This window comes from Halobacillus sp. (genome assembly GCF_049282395.1).
Classification (GTDB): domain Bacteria; phylum Bacillota; class Bacilli; order Bacillales; family Halobacillaceae; genus Halobacillus.
This window is the reverse complement of sequence record NZ_JBAPTY010000137.1, coordinates 1-14,326: the sequence shown is the minus strand read 5'-3', so window position 1 is coordinate 14,326 and position 14,326 is coordinate 1. Positions and strand designations below refer to the sequence as shown.

Annotated in this window: 17 protein-coding genes; 8 read left to right on the top strand and 9 right to left on the bottom strand. The window is 40.9% G+C overall.

The features are described 5' to 3' along the window. Positions 1–326 precede the first annotated feature (326 nt). Complete coding sequence (locus WAM07_RS06470; RefSeq protein WP_422165723.1) at positions 327–1,541, bottom strand: ABC transporter permease; 1,215 nt, start codon at positions 1,539–1,541, stop codon at positions 327–329. Further along, positions 1,534–2,295, bottom strand: coding sequence for an ABC transporter ATP-binding protein (locus WAM07_RS06465; protein ID WP_422165722.1), 762 nt, complete (start codon positions 2,293–2,295; stop codon positions 1,534–1,536). Before WAM07_RS06465 ends, WAM07_RS06470 begins: the two co-directional genes overlap by 8 nt. Positions 2,296–2,424: 129 nt before the next feature. Between WAM07_RS06465 and WAM07_RS06460 the strand changes: the two genes are divergently transcribed. The 3 genes from WAM07_RS06460 (at position 2,425) to WAM07_RS06450 (ending at position 4,143) form a co-directional block, all read left to right on the top strand. Further along, positions 2,425–2,859, top strand: a complete 435-nt coding sequence (locus tag WAM07_RS06460; RefSeq protein ID WP_422165721.1) for an HIT family protein — start codon at positions 2,425–2,427, stop codon at positions 2,857–2,859. Between the two features lie 128 nt (positions 2,860–2,987). Beyond that, a complete protein-coding gene (locus WAM07_RS06455; protein WP_422165720.1) occupies positions 2,988–3,542 on the top strand; it encodes a tryptophan transporter in 555 nt (184 codons plus the stop codon). A gap of 193 nt (positions 3,543–3,735) precedes the next feature. Further along, entirely contained in the window at positions 3,736–4,143 is a 408-nt protein-coding gene (locus WAM07_RS06450) for a YtxH domain-containing protein (RefSeq protein ID WP_422165719.1), read from the top strand. 47 nt (positions 4,144–4,190) lie between these two features. On the opposite strand, the gene WAM07_RS06445 is transcribed toward WAM07_RS06450, so the two are convergent. From WAM07_RS06445 to proV, 3 genes are all read right to left on the bottom strand, one after another. Next, positions 4,191–5,138 (bottom strand): glycine betaine ABC transporter substrate-binding protein, encoded by a 948-nt coding sequence (locus WAM07_RS06445; RefSeq protein ID WP_422165718.1) that lies wholly within the window; start codon positions 5,136–5,138, stop codon positions 4,191–4,193. A gap of 62 nt (positions 5,139–5,200) precedes the next feature. After that, positions 5,201–6,046: an ABC transporter permease gene (locus WAM07_RS06440; RefSeq protein WP_014642463.1), complete on the bottom strand. Its 846-nt coding sequence runs from the start codon at positions 6,044–6,046 to the stop codon at positions 5,201–5,203. After that, positions 6,030–7,232 carry a glycine betaine/L-proline ABC transporter ATP-binding protein ProV gene (gene proV / locus WAM07_RS06435; RefSeq protein WP_422165717.1) on the bottom strand — a complete coding sequence of 401 codons (1,203 nt, stop codon included), beginning with the start codon at positions 7,230–7,232 and terminating at the stop codon, positions 6,030–6,032. The genes WAM07_RS06440 and proV overlap by 17 nt, the downstream gene beginning before the upstream one ends. A gap of 283 nt (positions 7,233–7,515) precedes the next feature. Between proV and WAM07_RS06430 the strand changes: the two genes are divergently transcribed. The 5 genes from WAM07_RS06430 (at position 7,516) to WAM07_RS06410 (ending at position 11,136) form a co-directional block, all read left to right on the top strand. After that, positions 7,516–8,022, top strand: a complete 507-nt coding sequence (locus WAM07_RS06430) for a GbsR/MarR family transcriptional regulator (protein WP_422165716.1) — start codon at positions 7,516–7,518, stop codon at positions 8,020–8,022. A 143-nt stretch (positions 8,023–8,165) separates the two neighbouring features. Then, the gene (locus tag WAM07_RS06425; protein WP_014642460.1) at positions 8,166–8,741 is read left to right on the top strand and encodes an HTH-type transcriptional regulator Hpr; all 576 of its coding nucleotides are present in this window, start codon (positions 8,166–8,168) and stop codon (positions 8,739–8,741) included. A gap of 431 nt (positions 8,742–9,172) precedes the next feature. Further along, the gene (locus WAM07_RS06420; protein WP_422165715.1) at positions 9,173–9,721 is read left to right on the top strand and encodes a DUF3267 domain-containing protein; all 549 of its coding nucleotides are present in this window, start codon (positions 9,173–9,175) and stop codon (positions 9,719–9,721) included. A gap of 126 nt (positions 9,722–9,847) precedes the next feature. Then, entirely contained in the window at positions 9,848–10,030 is a 183-nt protein-coding gene (locus tag WAM07_RS06415) for a hypothetical protein (protein ID WP_041601224.1), read from the top strand. Between the two features lie 188 nt (positions 10,031–10,218). Then, positions 10,219–11,136 carry a peptidylprolyl isomerase gene (locus WAM07_RS06410; RefSeq protein ID WP_422165714.1) on the top strand — a complete coding sequence of 306 codons (918 nt, stop codon included), beginning with the start codon at positions 10,219–10,221 and terminating at the stop codon, positions 11,134–11,136. Between the two features lie 65 nt (positions 11,137–11,201). Here the strand turns inward: WAM07_RS06410 and WAM07_RS06405 are convergent, their stop codons facing one another. From WAM07_RS06405 to WAM07_RS06390, 4 genes are all read right to left on the bottom strand, one after another. Further along, positions 11,202–11,396 carry a sporulation YhaL family protein gene (locus WAM07_RS06405; RefSeq protein ID WP_422165713.1) on the bottom strand — a complete coding sequence of 65 codons (195 nt, stop codon included), beginning with the start codon at positions 11,394–11,396 and terminating at the stop codon, positions 11,202–11,204. Positions 11,397–11,516: 120 nt separating this feature from the next. Next, positions 11,517–12,464, bottom strand: a complete 948-nt coding sequence (gene yhaM, locus WAM07_RS06400) for a 3'-5' exoribonuclease YhaM (RefSeq protein WP_422165712.1) — start codon at positions 12,462–12,464, stop codon at positions 11,517–11,519. Between the two features lie 482 nt (positions 12,465–12,946). Further along, the gene (locus WAM07_RS06395; RefSeq protein ID WP_422165711.1) at positions 12,947–13,510 is read right to left on the bottom strand and encodes a GbsR/MarR family transcriptional regulator; all 564 of its coding nucleotides are present in this window, start codon (positions 13,508–13,510) and stop codon (positions 12,947–12,949) included. A gap of 89 nt (positions 13,511–13,599) precedes the next feature. Further along, the coding region (locus WAM07_RS06390; RefSeq protein ID WP_422165710.1) for an ATP-binding protein at positions 13,600–14,326 on the bottom strand (727 nt) is incomplete at its 5' end.

The window sequence follows — 14,326 nt, the reverse complement described above, 5'->3', positions numbered from 1 at the left end:
CCGGGGTGGCGGAGGAAACGACGAGACTCCCGCGGGAGAAGGAGCGAGGCGAGACCCCACAAGGAGTGTTAACGACTGAGGAGGCTTGCCAGTTCCCCCGCAGGAAAGCGAGTTGTTTCTGTAGCCGACCCTCATCCTTTCTTGGCAACGGACCCGAGTTATCTCGAAACTGAGTCTTCAAGTAATGGGAGCTTATCTGTAAGACTCACTTTTTCTGACTCATAAGAAATAAAGGCACTAATTCAAGGAACTTTATTGAAGCAATTCATTAATTTACGATTAAAGCTTAATAAGAAAGGGGCGCACCAATCTGCGCCCCTCTTTTTTTACGTTAACTTCTGTTTGACATAACCCTGGATAAAGGCAATGCTGAAGGCACTTCCTCCAATCCATACGATCAGCAGTCCCAAAAGGTTCCACTGAATAATAAACAGCACACCAAATACAAACGTTTGAAACAGCATAATCTGACGCAGCCATTCCAGTAATGCTCCCTGCTTCCACTCTTTTTTAATCGGATATAAATCGAGCCATATGTTCGTACGATGATGATTCCAAAGCGTCATCATCTGGAAAGCACTCAAATACAAAAATAAAATGGCAAAGGAGACTTTCACCCATATATTCGGCACAAACCAGATGGCAAGTCCACCTATCACCATCAAACGAAGATACATTCCTAGATAATCACTGCTCCGGATAAACGTAATCCGGTACAGATACGTAAAGGTGCGGCTTTGTTTGTACATAACCGGTTTAAGCAATGCCCGGACGAGCGAATGACGCTTCTTCACAGTATTTTTCAGATGCGGTACATCTGTAAACATGTTCGCAATACGGTAAAACGTCCTCATTCTCTGTTGGTCTTTTTCAACTAGCAGATCCCAGGCGAGTCCGGCCTTTTTGTTCGAAAGGCTGTATGTGTACAGAACCAGTGCAGCGAGAAGAATCGTTACGATACTTGCAAACATCCATTCTCCTTGAGAAAGGAAATAAAAGATCATGATGTTCAAGGCGACTTTTACAACTTGATCAGTATTCCGGATCCTTGCATTTCTTTCCTTCAGCATCCACCAGTTGGAAAGCATGTTCCATACTTTTATAACAAAGACGACCGCGATTATCATAAGGTAATGGCGGCTTCCAAGATCAGGATAAGAGGCAAAGTAGAGCGGTCCCAGTGCTGCCGCCACTAAAAGAACCGTATAAATCTGCACGATAAAGCTGTAATACAGACTTCTCTTAAAATACGTATCCAATTGATATTCAGCCGGCAGAAGGAATACCAGGTCAGGTTCTTTCAGCAGGGTCCGTACAGGACTGTAGCTTGCAATCAATCCAAAAGCAATCCCTACTACCCATGCAGTCGGAAACGTTTCCGGAAGAGCGGCCAGCCATTGCTGATAATAATAAGCGAGAGCAGATAGAAAGAAGAATAACGCTACAGCAATATGACCGTTAAAGATGTACTTCAAGTAACGGCTTGTCTCTTTCATATGTTCAGAAAATCGGCGGTTCCAAAACTCTTTGGCATTAATCATGATCGTCTTCCTTTGTCAGTTGAACGTAAATTTCATCTAGAGAAGCACGCGGGCGGTTAAAGGATTGCCTTAATTCCTCCAGCGTCCCCATTGCACGGATTTTTCCATCATGAAGAATAATAAAGCGGTCACAGTATTTTTCAGCAGTAGCTAAAATGTGAGTCGACATGAGCACACCGGCTCCTTTGTCTTTCATCTCTTCCATCAATTGCAAATACGACTGAATCCCGAGAGGATCGAGCCCCACGAATGGCTCATCAACAATATAAAGCTCCGGCTCAATTAAAAAGGCACACATGATCATTACTTTTTGACGCATCCCTTTAGAAAAATGAACGGGAAACCACTTAAGCTTCTTCTCCATTCGGAACTCCTTCAATAAAGGATCCAGACGCTTCTTAAACAAATCTTCCGGTACATTATAAGCCATAGCCGTTAATTCGAGATGTTCAAATAAAGTCAATTCATCGTACAAAATTGGCATTTCAGGTATGTAGCCAAGCTGCTGGCGGTATTCTTCAGGGTTTTTCTCGAATGATGTTCCGTTAATGGAAACTTCTCCATCCTTCGCCTGCATCATGCCGATAATATGTTTAATCGTTGTACTTTTTCCCGCTCCGTTTAAACCGATCAGTCCAACAATTTCACCAGGCTGTACTTGAAACGAAATCCCGTGCAGCACATTTTTATGGGTATAACCTCCGTGAAGGTTCTTTACTTGAAGTAACGAATTCAACTTGATCCCTCTTTTCATAAGCATGCATTCTTATCAAATTCTACCACAATTCCTTCATAACTTGCATAGATGGAGAAAGGATGCTGATCGTCGAGGTGACCGCTGCTTTTGTGGTACAATATAACAAAAGTTAAAGGAGTGTTGGACATGTCTGAAGCACAAGATTGTATTTTCTGCAAAATCCTGGATGGAGATATTCCATCTGCCAAAGTTTATGAGGATGAGGACGTTTATGCGTTTCTTGATATCAGCCAAGTGACGAGAGGCCACACGCTGGTGATCCCTAAACAGCATTCCAAAGACATCTATCATACGCACCCGGATGTAGCTGAAAAATTATTTTCCCGAATACCCAAAATTGCGAATGCCATTAAAGAAACTTATGACCCAATTGGCCTGAATGTATTGAATAATAACGAAGCCCCTGCTGGTCAATCTGTTTATCACTTACATATCCACCTGCTGCCACGATACGGAGATCAAGATGGATTTGAAGCCAAATGGGAAACACATGCCGATGACTACGCACCAGAAGACTTACAAAGCATTGCCGGAGAGATCAACCAGAATATACCTAAATAACAGGGTGATGCTTTGATTTTTAAACATTCATTTTGGTATAATACAGCTATGCAATCGCAAGCGGCCACGAGGGCACGTTTGGATTGTAAATTACAAAGAGATTAGTTTAGTTGAGGAGAGATGTACAAATGAATACACGAGTTTTAGTCATGCTATCTTTATTTGTTGGAATTGGCGCAGTTCTGCACGCTGTTGTGCCTCCGTTTTTTCTGGGAATGAGACCGGATATGATGCTTGCCATGATGTTCTTAGGTATCTTATTATTCCCTAAGCTTCCGTATGTGCTCATTTTATCAATTGCTACCGGTTTTATTTCCGCATTGACTACGACGATTCCGGGAGGACAGGTAGCGAATCTAATTGATAAACCCGTAACAGGTTTACTCGTATTTGGAATGGTTCTCATGATTCGCCCTTTACGCCAGTCCAAGTGGGTCGCATCTGCATTAGCAGCCGCAGGTACTGTGATCAGCGGAACCATCTTTTTAGGCCTTGTTCTGAATGTCATCGGTTTAATGGATGCAAGCTTTTCCGTAATGTTTCTAACTGTTGTATTACCTACTGCGGCCTTGAACCTTGCGTTCATGGCGATTATATATCCAATTGCTGTTTCCATTTTAAGACGATCCAGCATCAATGAAGCGCTCCCCGTTTCTTCTCCCTCCATTTCCAAAAGGAATTGAAGGGACGAAAAAATAGATTGATACAAATAAGAAAAGGCACTGCAGCAGATGTAGTGCCTTCTGTTTACCATCACCAAAGAAATCTCACCTTAAGTTTATCTTCATCATGCTCTATTTTATTTATTATTTTATGTTTGGTTCTTTCATTATAAGAGAAAATAATAAAACAGGAGATAGGAAAGGAGATTTTTTAATGCCAAATGGAAAATCCTTAACTTTAGGTTTTATCGTAGGCGGGATCGCAGGAGCTGCTTATACCCTGCTCAGTGCCCCTTCATCTGGACGTCAATTCAGAGAAGGCGCACGCTTAAAAAGCGAGAACTTAAAAAACACCGTACTAAGTCTGCGGGAAGAAGGTATGCAGTTGAAGGATCAGATTGCCCAGACCTCCAAAGAGGGAGCAGATTTGATCAAAGAACTATCTGAAGATGTAAAAACATCTATTGAAAGCTGGAAAAAAACCGTAGAGCCTCATCAGAAAAACATCCAGAAATACTTAGAACAGATTGAAGAAAGTCTAAAAGAGTTAGAAGAGAAGGCAAAAGCCGAGCAGGGAAATGATGCCGAGGATGGTAATCCACTCAATGATGAAGCGAAATAACCATTAAAAAAACCGGAAGGCGGTTTCCCGCCTTCCGGTTTTTTATATTATTCAGCTGGTTTTAAATCTTCAATGGAGTCAACTTCCATATACTTCGGAACAACCAATCCAACTCTAGCGCCTTCTAGATTCGCACCAAGGTCTTCAAGGTTATCCTTATGCTGTTCATAAAGGTCACCGTGTGTTGCTGGAAGCCATGCAGCTACCATTCCGGTCACTTCTCCTTCTGAGACAGATTCCCACATTGGTCCATTATCAAGCGGCGTAATGGTCACATTAAAACCTTGTTGCTTCATAACTTCAGCTACTACGTTTGTAGAAGCAATTTCTGAATCCCAGTTTACAAAAACAAGTTCAACTTCTGTACCATCTACTTTTTCAGTGCCTTCTGTCCAAGAGCTTACAGCTTCCTGGTTATTCTCTATCCAGTTTTTCGCTGCCTCGGCAGGTTCAGCACCATCATTGATTTCAAGCATAACCTCTTCCATATCAGCGGCTGTCCAATTAAACTGATCTAAAATTTTGTAAGCATTTGGTTTTTCTTCTTTCAAACCTTTACGTACCATGGTTTTAATTTGCTCTTCCCCACCGAAAACTTCCTTTGGATCTTCAAGATACTTCAGATCATATTTAGCGAATTTCCAGTGTGGTGTCCAGCCTGTTACAATAATAGGTTCTTCATTCTCAACAGCTTGTCCTAGAGCTGTAGCCATAGCACCTGAAGAGGAGGTAGATACTTCCCATCCGGCCAGGTTTTCATATTCTTTTACAGCACTTTGAGCGGCCTTAACAACGCCTGCTCCTGCCTCGATACCTGTAATTTCATAGTTCATTTCTTCTCCGTAGTTCACTTCTTCTGAAGTAGACTCTCCACCTTCATTGCTATCGCCACTTGTTCCTTCAGACCCTTCATCAGATGAGCCACAGCCTGCTGCTACAAGAGTCAACGAAAGACCTGCTGCTACACTAAGACGTTTCCAATCAAATTTAAACATGTCATTTGCTCCTTTTTTATTTATTAGATGAGGACTGGCCTTCCAGCCCTCATTTAAAACCATTATTCACCACGCTGGGTGTTCAAATTCTGCGTAAAGCGGTCAATAATAATAGCCAGAATTACAATTCCAAGACCGGCCACAAAACCTGTTCCCACATCAGCACGCTGCAGTCCGGTAATAACCGTCTGCCCCAGACCTTTGGCACCGATCATGGAAGCAATAACAACCATAGACAAAGCAAGCATAACCGTCTGATTAATTCCTGCCATAATCGTTTTCTTAGCCATTGGCAATTGAACTTTAAATAATTTCTGCGTGTTCGTTGTACCAAATGAATCGGATGCTTCGATTAATTCATGAGACACCTGACGGATCCCCAGATTGGTAAAACGGACCGTAGGCGGTGTAGCAAAAATAACAGATGCAGCCACCCCTGGCACCATTCCGATACTAAAGAAGGCTACAGCCGGGATTAGATAAACGAAAGCCGGCATCGTCTGCATAAAGTCCAAAATTGGAGTAAGGATTTTCTCCACGGTTCCGCTCTTGGCCATCCATATCCCAAAAGGGACACCAATAATGACCGAGATCAAACTGGCGAATATGACAAGCGTAAATGTATTCATCAATTCTTCCCATAGCTCCTGGTTGGAAATGAACCACAGGCCTACAACCGAGAATGCGGTCAAGCCCAGTTTCTTACCAGAGATAAAGAAAGCAATAGCACCTACAACAATAATAAATAACCAAATCGGAATACTCATTAGCCAGTCTTCAGCAAACATTTCAATAAAATCGCCAAAATCATTTTTTATAAAATCAAATAAAGGCTCAAATGTGTCGGTAACCCATTCAGTAAAAGAAGATACCCATTCAGCCACAGGTATTTTAGGAATCACTTCCATTTAGATTCACCTCATTTCCGGCTAGTGCGGCAATTACTGCTCCTCGCACAATAATGCCTAATAATCTGTCGTTTTCAACTACGGCGACAGGGACCGGTGCATCATGGATCAGGTTGAAGATTTCTGACATGGATGTGTCTTTTTCAACTTTCAGAATATCCGTCCGCATAATTTCTTTCAGATCTTTTTGATCATTTTTAACAGCCTTAGCCACATCATCGGCAAGTACGTATCCATACAGCTTACGATTGGCATCAGTAACGTAAATGCTTGAAAGACCTTCCTTACGCATGCGCTCAAGTGCTGTTCTTGGCCCATGCTTCTCAACATCAACGGTTTCTGGACGTTTCATAATGTGTTCGGCCGTTAATACTTTGGAGCGATCTACGTCTGCTACGAACCTCTCCACATAATCATTCGCCGGGTTGACAAGAATTTCTTCCGGCGTACCGATCTGGACAATTTTACCATCATTCATCAAGGCGATTCGATCTCCAATCCGAAGCGCCTCATCCAAATCATGTGTAATGAATAGGATGGTTTTCTTCATTTTTTGCTGCAGTTCCAGCAGCTCATCCTGCATTTCTTTTCTAATTAATGGGTCCAATGCCGAAAAGGCTTCGTCCATAAGTAGAACTTCAGGCTCGTTGGCCAAAGCACGGGCTAGTCCAACACGCTGCTGCATACCGCCAGATAGTTGGGAAGGGAACTGATGAATGTATCCGCCAAGTCCCACCATTTCTAATGACTCTTTTGCTTTTTTCTGTCTCTCTTCTTTATCGATGCCCTGTACCTCTAAACCAAACTCAGCGTTTTCAAGAATTGTACGGTGCGGAAATAAAGCAAATCGCTGAAATACCATACTTAATTTTTGGCGGCGGACTTCTCTGAGACTTTTACTATCCATTTTGGCTAAGTCCTGTCCGTCAATGTAAACACTGCCCTCTGTTGGCTCGATCAGTCGATTGACTAAACGAACAAGCGTGGATTTACCACTTCCGGATAGTCCCATAATTACGAAGATTTCTCCCTCTTCAACATCAAAGGAAGCCCGGTTGACCCCTACTGTATTTCCAGTCTTCTCAAGGATTTCTTCCTTGGATAAACCTTCATCCAAATACTTGGTGGCTTTCTTAGCCTGCTTACCGAAGATTTTGGACAAGTTCTCTACTTGAATAATCGGCACGTCTATCACCTCTAGTTTTTATTATTATGGTACGTCTATGTCGAAATTTTATCCGCACTCATCTTTCCACCTTATAACTGTAACCTATTTGTAATAAATAGTTCAAACTATAAATACATTTGTTTTAGTTTAAAAATTACGTACAGTATAAACTTTACAGAATGATTTAGGTTATTTATTTTGAATTCCTCCGAAATACTCCAATTTACTTGCTTGTAGTTAATTTTCATTTTTATCCAATTAATAGTAATGTAAGTGTAGCAATGAATTGAAGGAGGATCTTATGGTATTAAAAGATCATCAATCGCTAGAAGATATTCATACAAAAGTCATAACTGAATTCTCTAAAACGTTAGAAATGTTTGGTTTAACTCCTGCAGAAGCGAGATTATTCGCTACGATCTATATTAACCCTCAACCTATGACCCTCGATGAAATGAGTCAGGCTCTTGGAAAGAGCAAAACCTCCATGAGTACAGGTGTCCGTTCCTTGATAGATCAGGGGCTGGTGAACCGTGTATGGAAAAAAGGGGTTCGAAAAGATTTGTTTCAAGCTAATAAAAGTATCTATAAAAATTTCATGTCTTCCTATATTAGTAAATGGCAGACGGCAGCCAATGAACAGGAAACCAATTTAAAAAAAGTAGAAAATCAGCTGAAAAATCGGTATCGTGAGTTTTCCAGTGAGGAACAAATGGAAGAAGCGGACCTTTTATATCAAAGGCTGGAACAAATGATTGGATTTCATGAAAATATATTGAAAACATTCCACAAATTGGACTTCGAATGAGCTTTTTTTGTTATTAGCCACTAAACAGGTGGAAAAATATTCAGATTGTTTTACAAAAATAGTATTCTTGCGCATTATCACTTTAAATATGTCAATAAACCTGTCACAATAGATGTAACCTATACGTAAAGAAGGTGAGATGTATGAAGGAAAAAATTTCTAAGCGAGAAGCTATTTTTTATAGTCATAAAATGGCTCAATTATCCAAGGCGCTTTGGAAAGCCATCGAAAAAGATTGGCAAGAATGGGCAAAGCCTTTTGAGCTCAACATCAATGAACACCATATTCTATGGATTGCCTATCATTTGAAAGGGGCCAGCATCTCTGAAATTTCCAAGTTTGGAGTCATGCATGTCTCTACAGCGTTTAACTTCTCGAAGAAACTAGAAAAACGCGGTCTCCTTCAATTTTCTAAACGTGAGAACGATAAAAGAAATACGTATATAGAACTTACGGATGATGGTAACGAGCTTCTTGAGGCTACCTTAAGCGAATATAACCCGGAAGATAATTCTGTTCTTCGCGGTTCACTTCCAATGACGGAAATGTACGGTAAATTACCGGAATTTCTAGACTTATCCGCCCTCATAAAGGAAATTTACGGGGAAGAATATATGGAAATTCTTGAACGTTCCTTAGAAAACATTGAAGATGAAGCTTCTGTTCAAGAAAAGCCTGCTGATCTCGATGATTTTAAAAATCAATCTAAATCTTCCTAACGTTTTCCCTTCCATGAAGTCACCACTTCAGGAAGGGATTTTTTTGTGTCTAGGGAAATTTTCAAAAACCTTTTTCTTCTTTCCTAAAAAGGATTCTCTTTTTACAGTCCCAGCGGCAACCTGCATCCCCCTTTAGATCTCTTCACCCTCTTAAACCCTCTGTCACTATGCCCTTCCTAGTTCTGTCACTTATTTTTTCACAATTTTCTTTCTTTATTCTTTCCTCTCTTCATAATCCTCTCCAGGTTCAGCCCCACCATGGCGGTTTATAAAGCAATTATTTTTTTTACGAAAAACCTATTGCTTTTTCCTTGTAAAGGTACTATTATTCCAAATGTGCAAGTCAAATAAGAACGCATAATAAATACTAATTTTCTATATATGTTCGTAACTTACTCACACCAATTTCTGCAGTAAAGGGGGATTCTATGATGAATTGCTGGAAATCAGTGAACATCAATAAAGAATTCGGTCTCAATCGTGTTTATCTGATGTCATTTTTAACAGGATTACTGTCCTTTTTGATATTATATCTGCCATTTTCCATGCTGCATGGCACGCATGATATGAAAGATCATGGCTTTCTGCCATTAATTGTTATATTATTCTTTTTGCCAGCTTTGCATCGGCTTATGCATATCTTGCCTTTAGTACTGCTTTACAAGCGATTTAGTGTTAAATTCAAATTCAGAAGAAGAATGCTGCCGACGTTCACTTACCAATGCAAATCTAAACTTTCAAAACAAACATCCATGATGATGGCCTTAGCGCCGACTTTCTTTATCACGTTTCCAACTATCATCATGAGCTGTGTTTTCCCTAATTACTTTGCCTATTTGGTCATCTTTGCAGCTGTTAATATTGGATTATCATTTCCTGACTTTCTATATTTAAACTATTTTGCAAAAGCCCCTAGAAAATGCGTGATCGAAAACGCTAAAGATGGATACGATATTTTAATTCGTCAAAGAGAAGCGTAACCCTTGTTATTAAGCAGCTTGCACCCCTGTGTATCAGCTGCTTTTTATTTTTCACGCCTTTATTCTGTTCAATTACTGGAAATTTTGATAGAGTAGTTTCATAGGGAATAAAGGAGGTACATCGTCATGGCATTCGGATTCATCTTGTATGCGCTCGTTATTTTATTCGTATTCAATTCACTCACTCATTCCTTATGCTTGAAAACAAAGATGTCGAATGAAAAGCAAACTCGCGTATTCCGGACTATCAATGTCCTCATTACGATATTACTCATATCTTCATATGTAGAAGTGCTTATAACACTTTAAACAGACAGGCCCGGTTGCCCATACAGCCCGGCCTGTTTTTTAGATTCTGCTGACCGTAATCAGCCTGTCATAAATTTTTAATGAAGAATATGGCAGTCGCAGGTCTTTATGTGTTATATTTACTCATGGGCTGTTAAAAAGACCTCTACGTCAACAATAATATTATGTTTTATAGGAGTGTACGTGAAATGAAGAAAATAGTAATTACAGCGGCTCTCGCGGCTAGCGTATTCACTTTATCTGCCTGCTCTTCCAATGCGGATGAATCAGAAACCGTAGTAGAAACGAGCGGTGGAAACGTAACAAAAGAAGAATTTTACCAGGAATTGAAAAGCAAGAATGGTGAACAAGTGCTTCAGCAGCTTGTGATGAAAGAAGTTCTTGCCGAAAAATATGAAGTATCTGATGAAGCTGTTAATAAAGAACTTGAAACATTAAAAGAACAATATGGGGATCAGTTTGAAATGGTTCTGCAACAAAGCGGATTCTCCAGTGAAGAACAATTTAAAGAAACCATTCGATTCAGCCTGCTTCAGGAAAAAGCTGCAGCTGAGGATATAGAAATTTCAGAAGAAGAAATGAAACAGTATTATGAACGGATGAAGACAGAAGTACAAGCGAGTCATATTTTAGTCTCTGATGAAGAAACAGCTAAAGAAGTAAAACAGAAGCTTGAAGATGGCGGATCTTTTGCCGAGCTTGCTAAAGAATATTCATCTGACGGTTCTGCTCAGCAGGGCGGCGAACTCGGCTGGTTTGGACCAGGCAAGATGGCTCCAGAATTTGAAGAAGCTGCTTACGGTCTTGAAAAAGGTGAAGTAAGCGAACCAGTTAAAACTCAGTTCGGCTTCCATATCATTAAAGTAACCGATAAGCGTGACGCTGAAGATGTGAAGCCATACGAAGAAGCTAAAGAAGAAATCAAACGTACACTAGTCAGCCAAAAAGTAGATCAGGCCAAACTACAAGAAAAAATGAATAAAATGATGCAAGAAGCTGAAATTGATGTGAAGCTTGATGAGTACAAGGATCTGTTTAAACAGCAGGCAGAACCTGCACAAGCTGAAAACGGCTCTTCAGAGGAGAACAGTTCTTCTGAAGAATAACTCATTCTGAAACGAAAAAAGTCCCTGATGTTTATAAACATCAGGGACTTTTTCATTTTATTAACTTACATCATCACTTTTCTGTGTTGATTGCGTCTTTCTTTTTCTTCTTCCATACGCGTTAAATAAACTTGTCCTTCCTGCTCAATATGCTGCTGTTCCAGATGATGTTCTGCTCTCATTGCTCGCAACGCCATATAACCGCTAATAAATATAAACACGATACAAAATAAGACCCAAATTGGAATTCCGAACAACATGGTTGTTTCCTCCCTATTCCATTTGTATCCATTCTATGAGCAGCGTTTGAAAAATATGAACAAGCTTAGAGATCCACTTTTATTTATTCTATTAAACTTACAGGACAAGCCTTAACCCTTCTACTTATCTTCAAAGGAAGGTTTATAAAAAGCGCGCTGCTCCATTGGATAAATCTTCTCTGTGAACTCTCCCGGAGCTGTTTTCTTCAAAGCTCTGTCCAGCATATTCATTCTCGCGTCCAGCATATCGATATGATGTAAAAGCTCGGCTTCTCTAATTAAAGGCGGCCTTGGACTACCCCACTCGCTTTTTCCGTGATGGGACAGGATCATATGCTGCAGAACCGTGACTTCTTCCCCTTCAATCTGCAAGTCATTTGCGACGATACGTACCTCTTCTGCCATGAGCGAGATATGGCCAATTAACTTTCCTTCCGTGGTATAAGACGGGGCCACGGCATTGGAGAATTCCTTTATTTTACCGAGATCATGCAGGATAATTCCAGCGTACAGCAAATCTTTATCAATATCTGGATAGAGCTTACTCATTTCCTTCGCTATGTTCAGCATGCTAACAATATGATGGGCGAGTCCCGATACATATTCATGATGATTTCTGACAGCCGCCGGATAACTGAGCAGATCCTCCTGATACTGTTTTACAAACTGGCGTGTGATTCGCTGAAAATTGGCATTTTTCATTTCGAAGATGGCTTCTGTAATCCGCTCCATCAACTCTTCCTTCTCCACAGGTGCTTTTTCAATAAAATCATTGTGAAAGACACCATCTGTCGGCTGGGAGGGGCGAATACTGTGGATTTTCAGTTGAGGTTTATTGCGAAATTGCCCTACTTCCCCGGTCACCTTTACTAGTTCTCCCTGCTGGAATACTCTCTCATCTTCCGAGCTCGCTTCCCAGAGTTTGGCATCAATTTCGCCAGTCTGATCTTTAAGCAGGAGGGTTAAGAATGGCTTGCCATTGCTTGCTACTCCTTTAACTGCCGTTTTTATCAATAGAAAGTAGTCAAATGAATCCCCGATTTGATAGTGTGCTATTCCCTTTTTCAATCCTCCCACTTCCTTTCTTTTTATTTTTACATAGTTCTTATTAACATTGATATTTTTTAAAGCAATTGTTTCACTAGAGTGTCGGTTAGTGGAAGACTAAGTTTCGAGATATTTTGTAGAGAAAGGGGCTCCAGGGAACGGCTCGCTTTCCGCGGCCCTGCACGACGCAGGAAAGTGTTCAAATGTGGAATCACCCCGAAAGACACGACCATCAAAAGGATGGCGGTTTTTCAATACGTTGATGAGCGGCTTATGTCTTGAGTGTCTGGGTGATGGAACAAGACGAGTTGTTTCTGTAGCCGCCCTCATCTATTGTTTGTAACGGACCCCCAATATCTCGAAACTGAGTCTTCAAGTATCGGGAGCTTTTCTTTAATGATCAGCATGAAGTGTTGATAGAGCCTATAACAAAGAAGCTGGACCCTTTCCCTCAGCATGAGATTTTCAGCTAATGGAATGATAGGCCAGCTTCTGTCTGTTCTTTATTTCTTTTTTTCCCGCTGATCAATCTTTGGAACATATTTAAAAATTTCACCGGATTCCACCACATGAATAAATTTAATTAACCAGCGATAATAATCCTGGGCATATTCCAGTCTGAAAATGTCCTGATCAATTTTCTCCTGAAGTTCCTGATCATCTGTGTTCTCTTTCAACTCTCTCAATTCTTCAAGAGCTTCATCAGCTTCTTCAATATTGGTTTCAGTATGGTGTTTCCACCGGCTGCTGAATAAAGAGGTAAATGACTTGTACCAATCTTCCTCTGATTTATACAAGTCTTTGCGTACCCCTTTTTTAAAAGACGGTTCGACCATCTTCATATCCGAAAGGGCCCGGACACCAGTGGACATACTGGTCTTGCTCATTGCCAGAGCTTCTCTCATGTCATCCAGGGTCATAGGCTCTTCCGCAAAATATAAAACCCCGTATAAACGTCCTATTGAGGGAGTGATCCCGTACAAAGTCATGTTTTTAGCAATCACTTGTATGAATTGTTCGATTGTCTCTTCGTATTTATTCCATTCTTCGTAGTGTGTGTTTGGCAATGGAAACCCTCCATTTGCTATTTCCTCTTTATAATCTTAAAACATTTTATCACTAATGACAGTACTTTGCGACCTTATTCCCTATTTTACTAAAGTTTATGCTCCTCTACCTTTTGGAAACTACTGGCGAGGTCGCTTCTCCATGTAAAAAGAATAGTCTGGTGGTCATTAGACATCTCTTCTATGATCTTCAGCATGACCGGGAGCCGCTGCTGGTCAAAATGTACGAACGCATCATCTAAAAGGAAGGGAAGTCGGACAGTTTCGGCCATTATCTTTCCTAAGCTTAAGCGTAAGGATACATATAGCTGGTCCCTCGTTCCCCGGGAAAGCTCAAACACCTCATAAACCTTACCTTCATCGTCTTCTATCCTTAACGCTTCACGGTCCTCAAGCAATTGCACCGCCGCATATTTGCCGCTAGTCAAACGGGAGAAATACTTTCCTGCCTGCTCTAGAACTTGAGGTAAATAGGTTTGTTTGTACTTTTCTTTTGTTTTGTGAACCACATGTCCGGCGAGCTGGTATTTAGCCCATTCAATGGCGAGGCCTTTGAGCTTCGACCGTTCCGCTTCGTAATGGTGAACCAGCTCAGAATATTGCCCGGAACTTTCTAAAGTCCTCAATTTGCTTTTCGCATCGGCCACCTGCTGTTGCAATTCCCTTTGCTCCTTCTCTTTATCCTGCACCTTTTCTTTGGTTGCATTCCATTGCACCTGTAACTTGGATTCATCGGGAGGATGCTGCCAAACAGCAAATTTCTTCTGTTCTTTTTCAGATAGAAGCCGGTGGATCTGCTGAATAAGTGAATGACGC

Bases quoted from the DNA above. Each gene is read 5' to 3' on its own strand.
- WAM07_RS06465 (WP_422165722.1), bottom strand. From the start codon at position 2,295: ATGAAAAGAGGGATCAAGTTGAATTCGTTACTTCAAGTAAAGAACCTT.
- WAM07_RS06405 (WP_422165713.1), bottom strand. From the start codon at position 11,396: ATGTTGTTCGGAATTCCAATTTGGGTCTTATTTTGTATCGTGTTTATA.
- WAM07_RS06425 (WP_014642460.1), top strand. From the start codon at position 8,166: ATGAAGGAAAAAATTTCTAAGCGAGAAGCTATTTTTTATAGTCATAAA.
- WAM07_RS06415 (WP_041601224.1), top strand. From the start codon at position 9,848: ATGGCATTCGGATTCATCTTGTATGCGCTCGTTATTTTATTCGTATTC.
- WAM07_RS06445 (WP_422165718.1), bottom strand. From the start codon at position 5,138: ATGTTTAAATTTGATTGGAAACGTCTTAGTGTAGCAGCAGGTCTTTCG.
- WAM07_RS06430 (WP_422165716.1), top strand. From the start codon at position 7,516: ATGGTATTAAAAGATCATCAATCGCTAGAAGATATTCATACAAAAGTC.
- WAM07_RS06420 (WP_422165715.1), top strand. From the start codon at position 9,173: ATGAATTGCTGGAAATCAGTGAACATCAATAAAGAATTCGGTCTCAAT.
- WAM07_RS06440 (WP_014642463.1), bottom strand. From the start codon at position 6,046: ATGGAAGTGATTCCTAAAATACCTGTGGCTGAATGGGTATCTTCTTTT.
- WAM07_RS06460 (WP_422165721.1), top strand. From the start codon at position 2,425: ATGTCTGAAGCACAAGATTGTATTTTCTGCAAAATCCTGGATGGAGAT.
- WAM07_RS06410 (WP_422165714.1), top strand. From the start codon at position 10,219: ATGAAGAAAATAGTAATTACAGCGGCTCTCGCGGCTAGCGTATTCACT.
- WAM07_RS06450 (WP_422165719.1), top strand. From the start codon at position 3,736: ATGCCAAATGGAAAATCCTTAACTTTAGGTTTTATCGTAGGCGGGATC.
- WAM07_RS06470 (WP_422165723.1), bottom strand. From the start codon at position 1,541: ATGATTAATGCCAAAGAGTTTTGGAACCGCCGATTTTCTGAACATATG.
- WAM07_RS06455 (WP_422165720.1), top strand. From the start codon at position 2,988: ATGAATACACGAGTTTTAGTCATGCTATCTTTATTTGTTGGAATTGGC.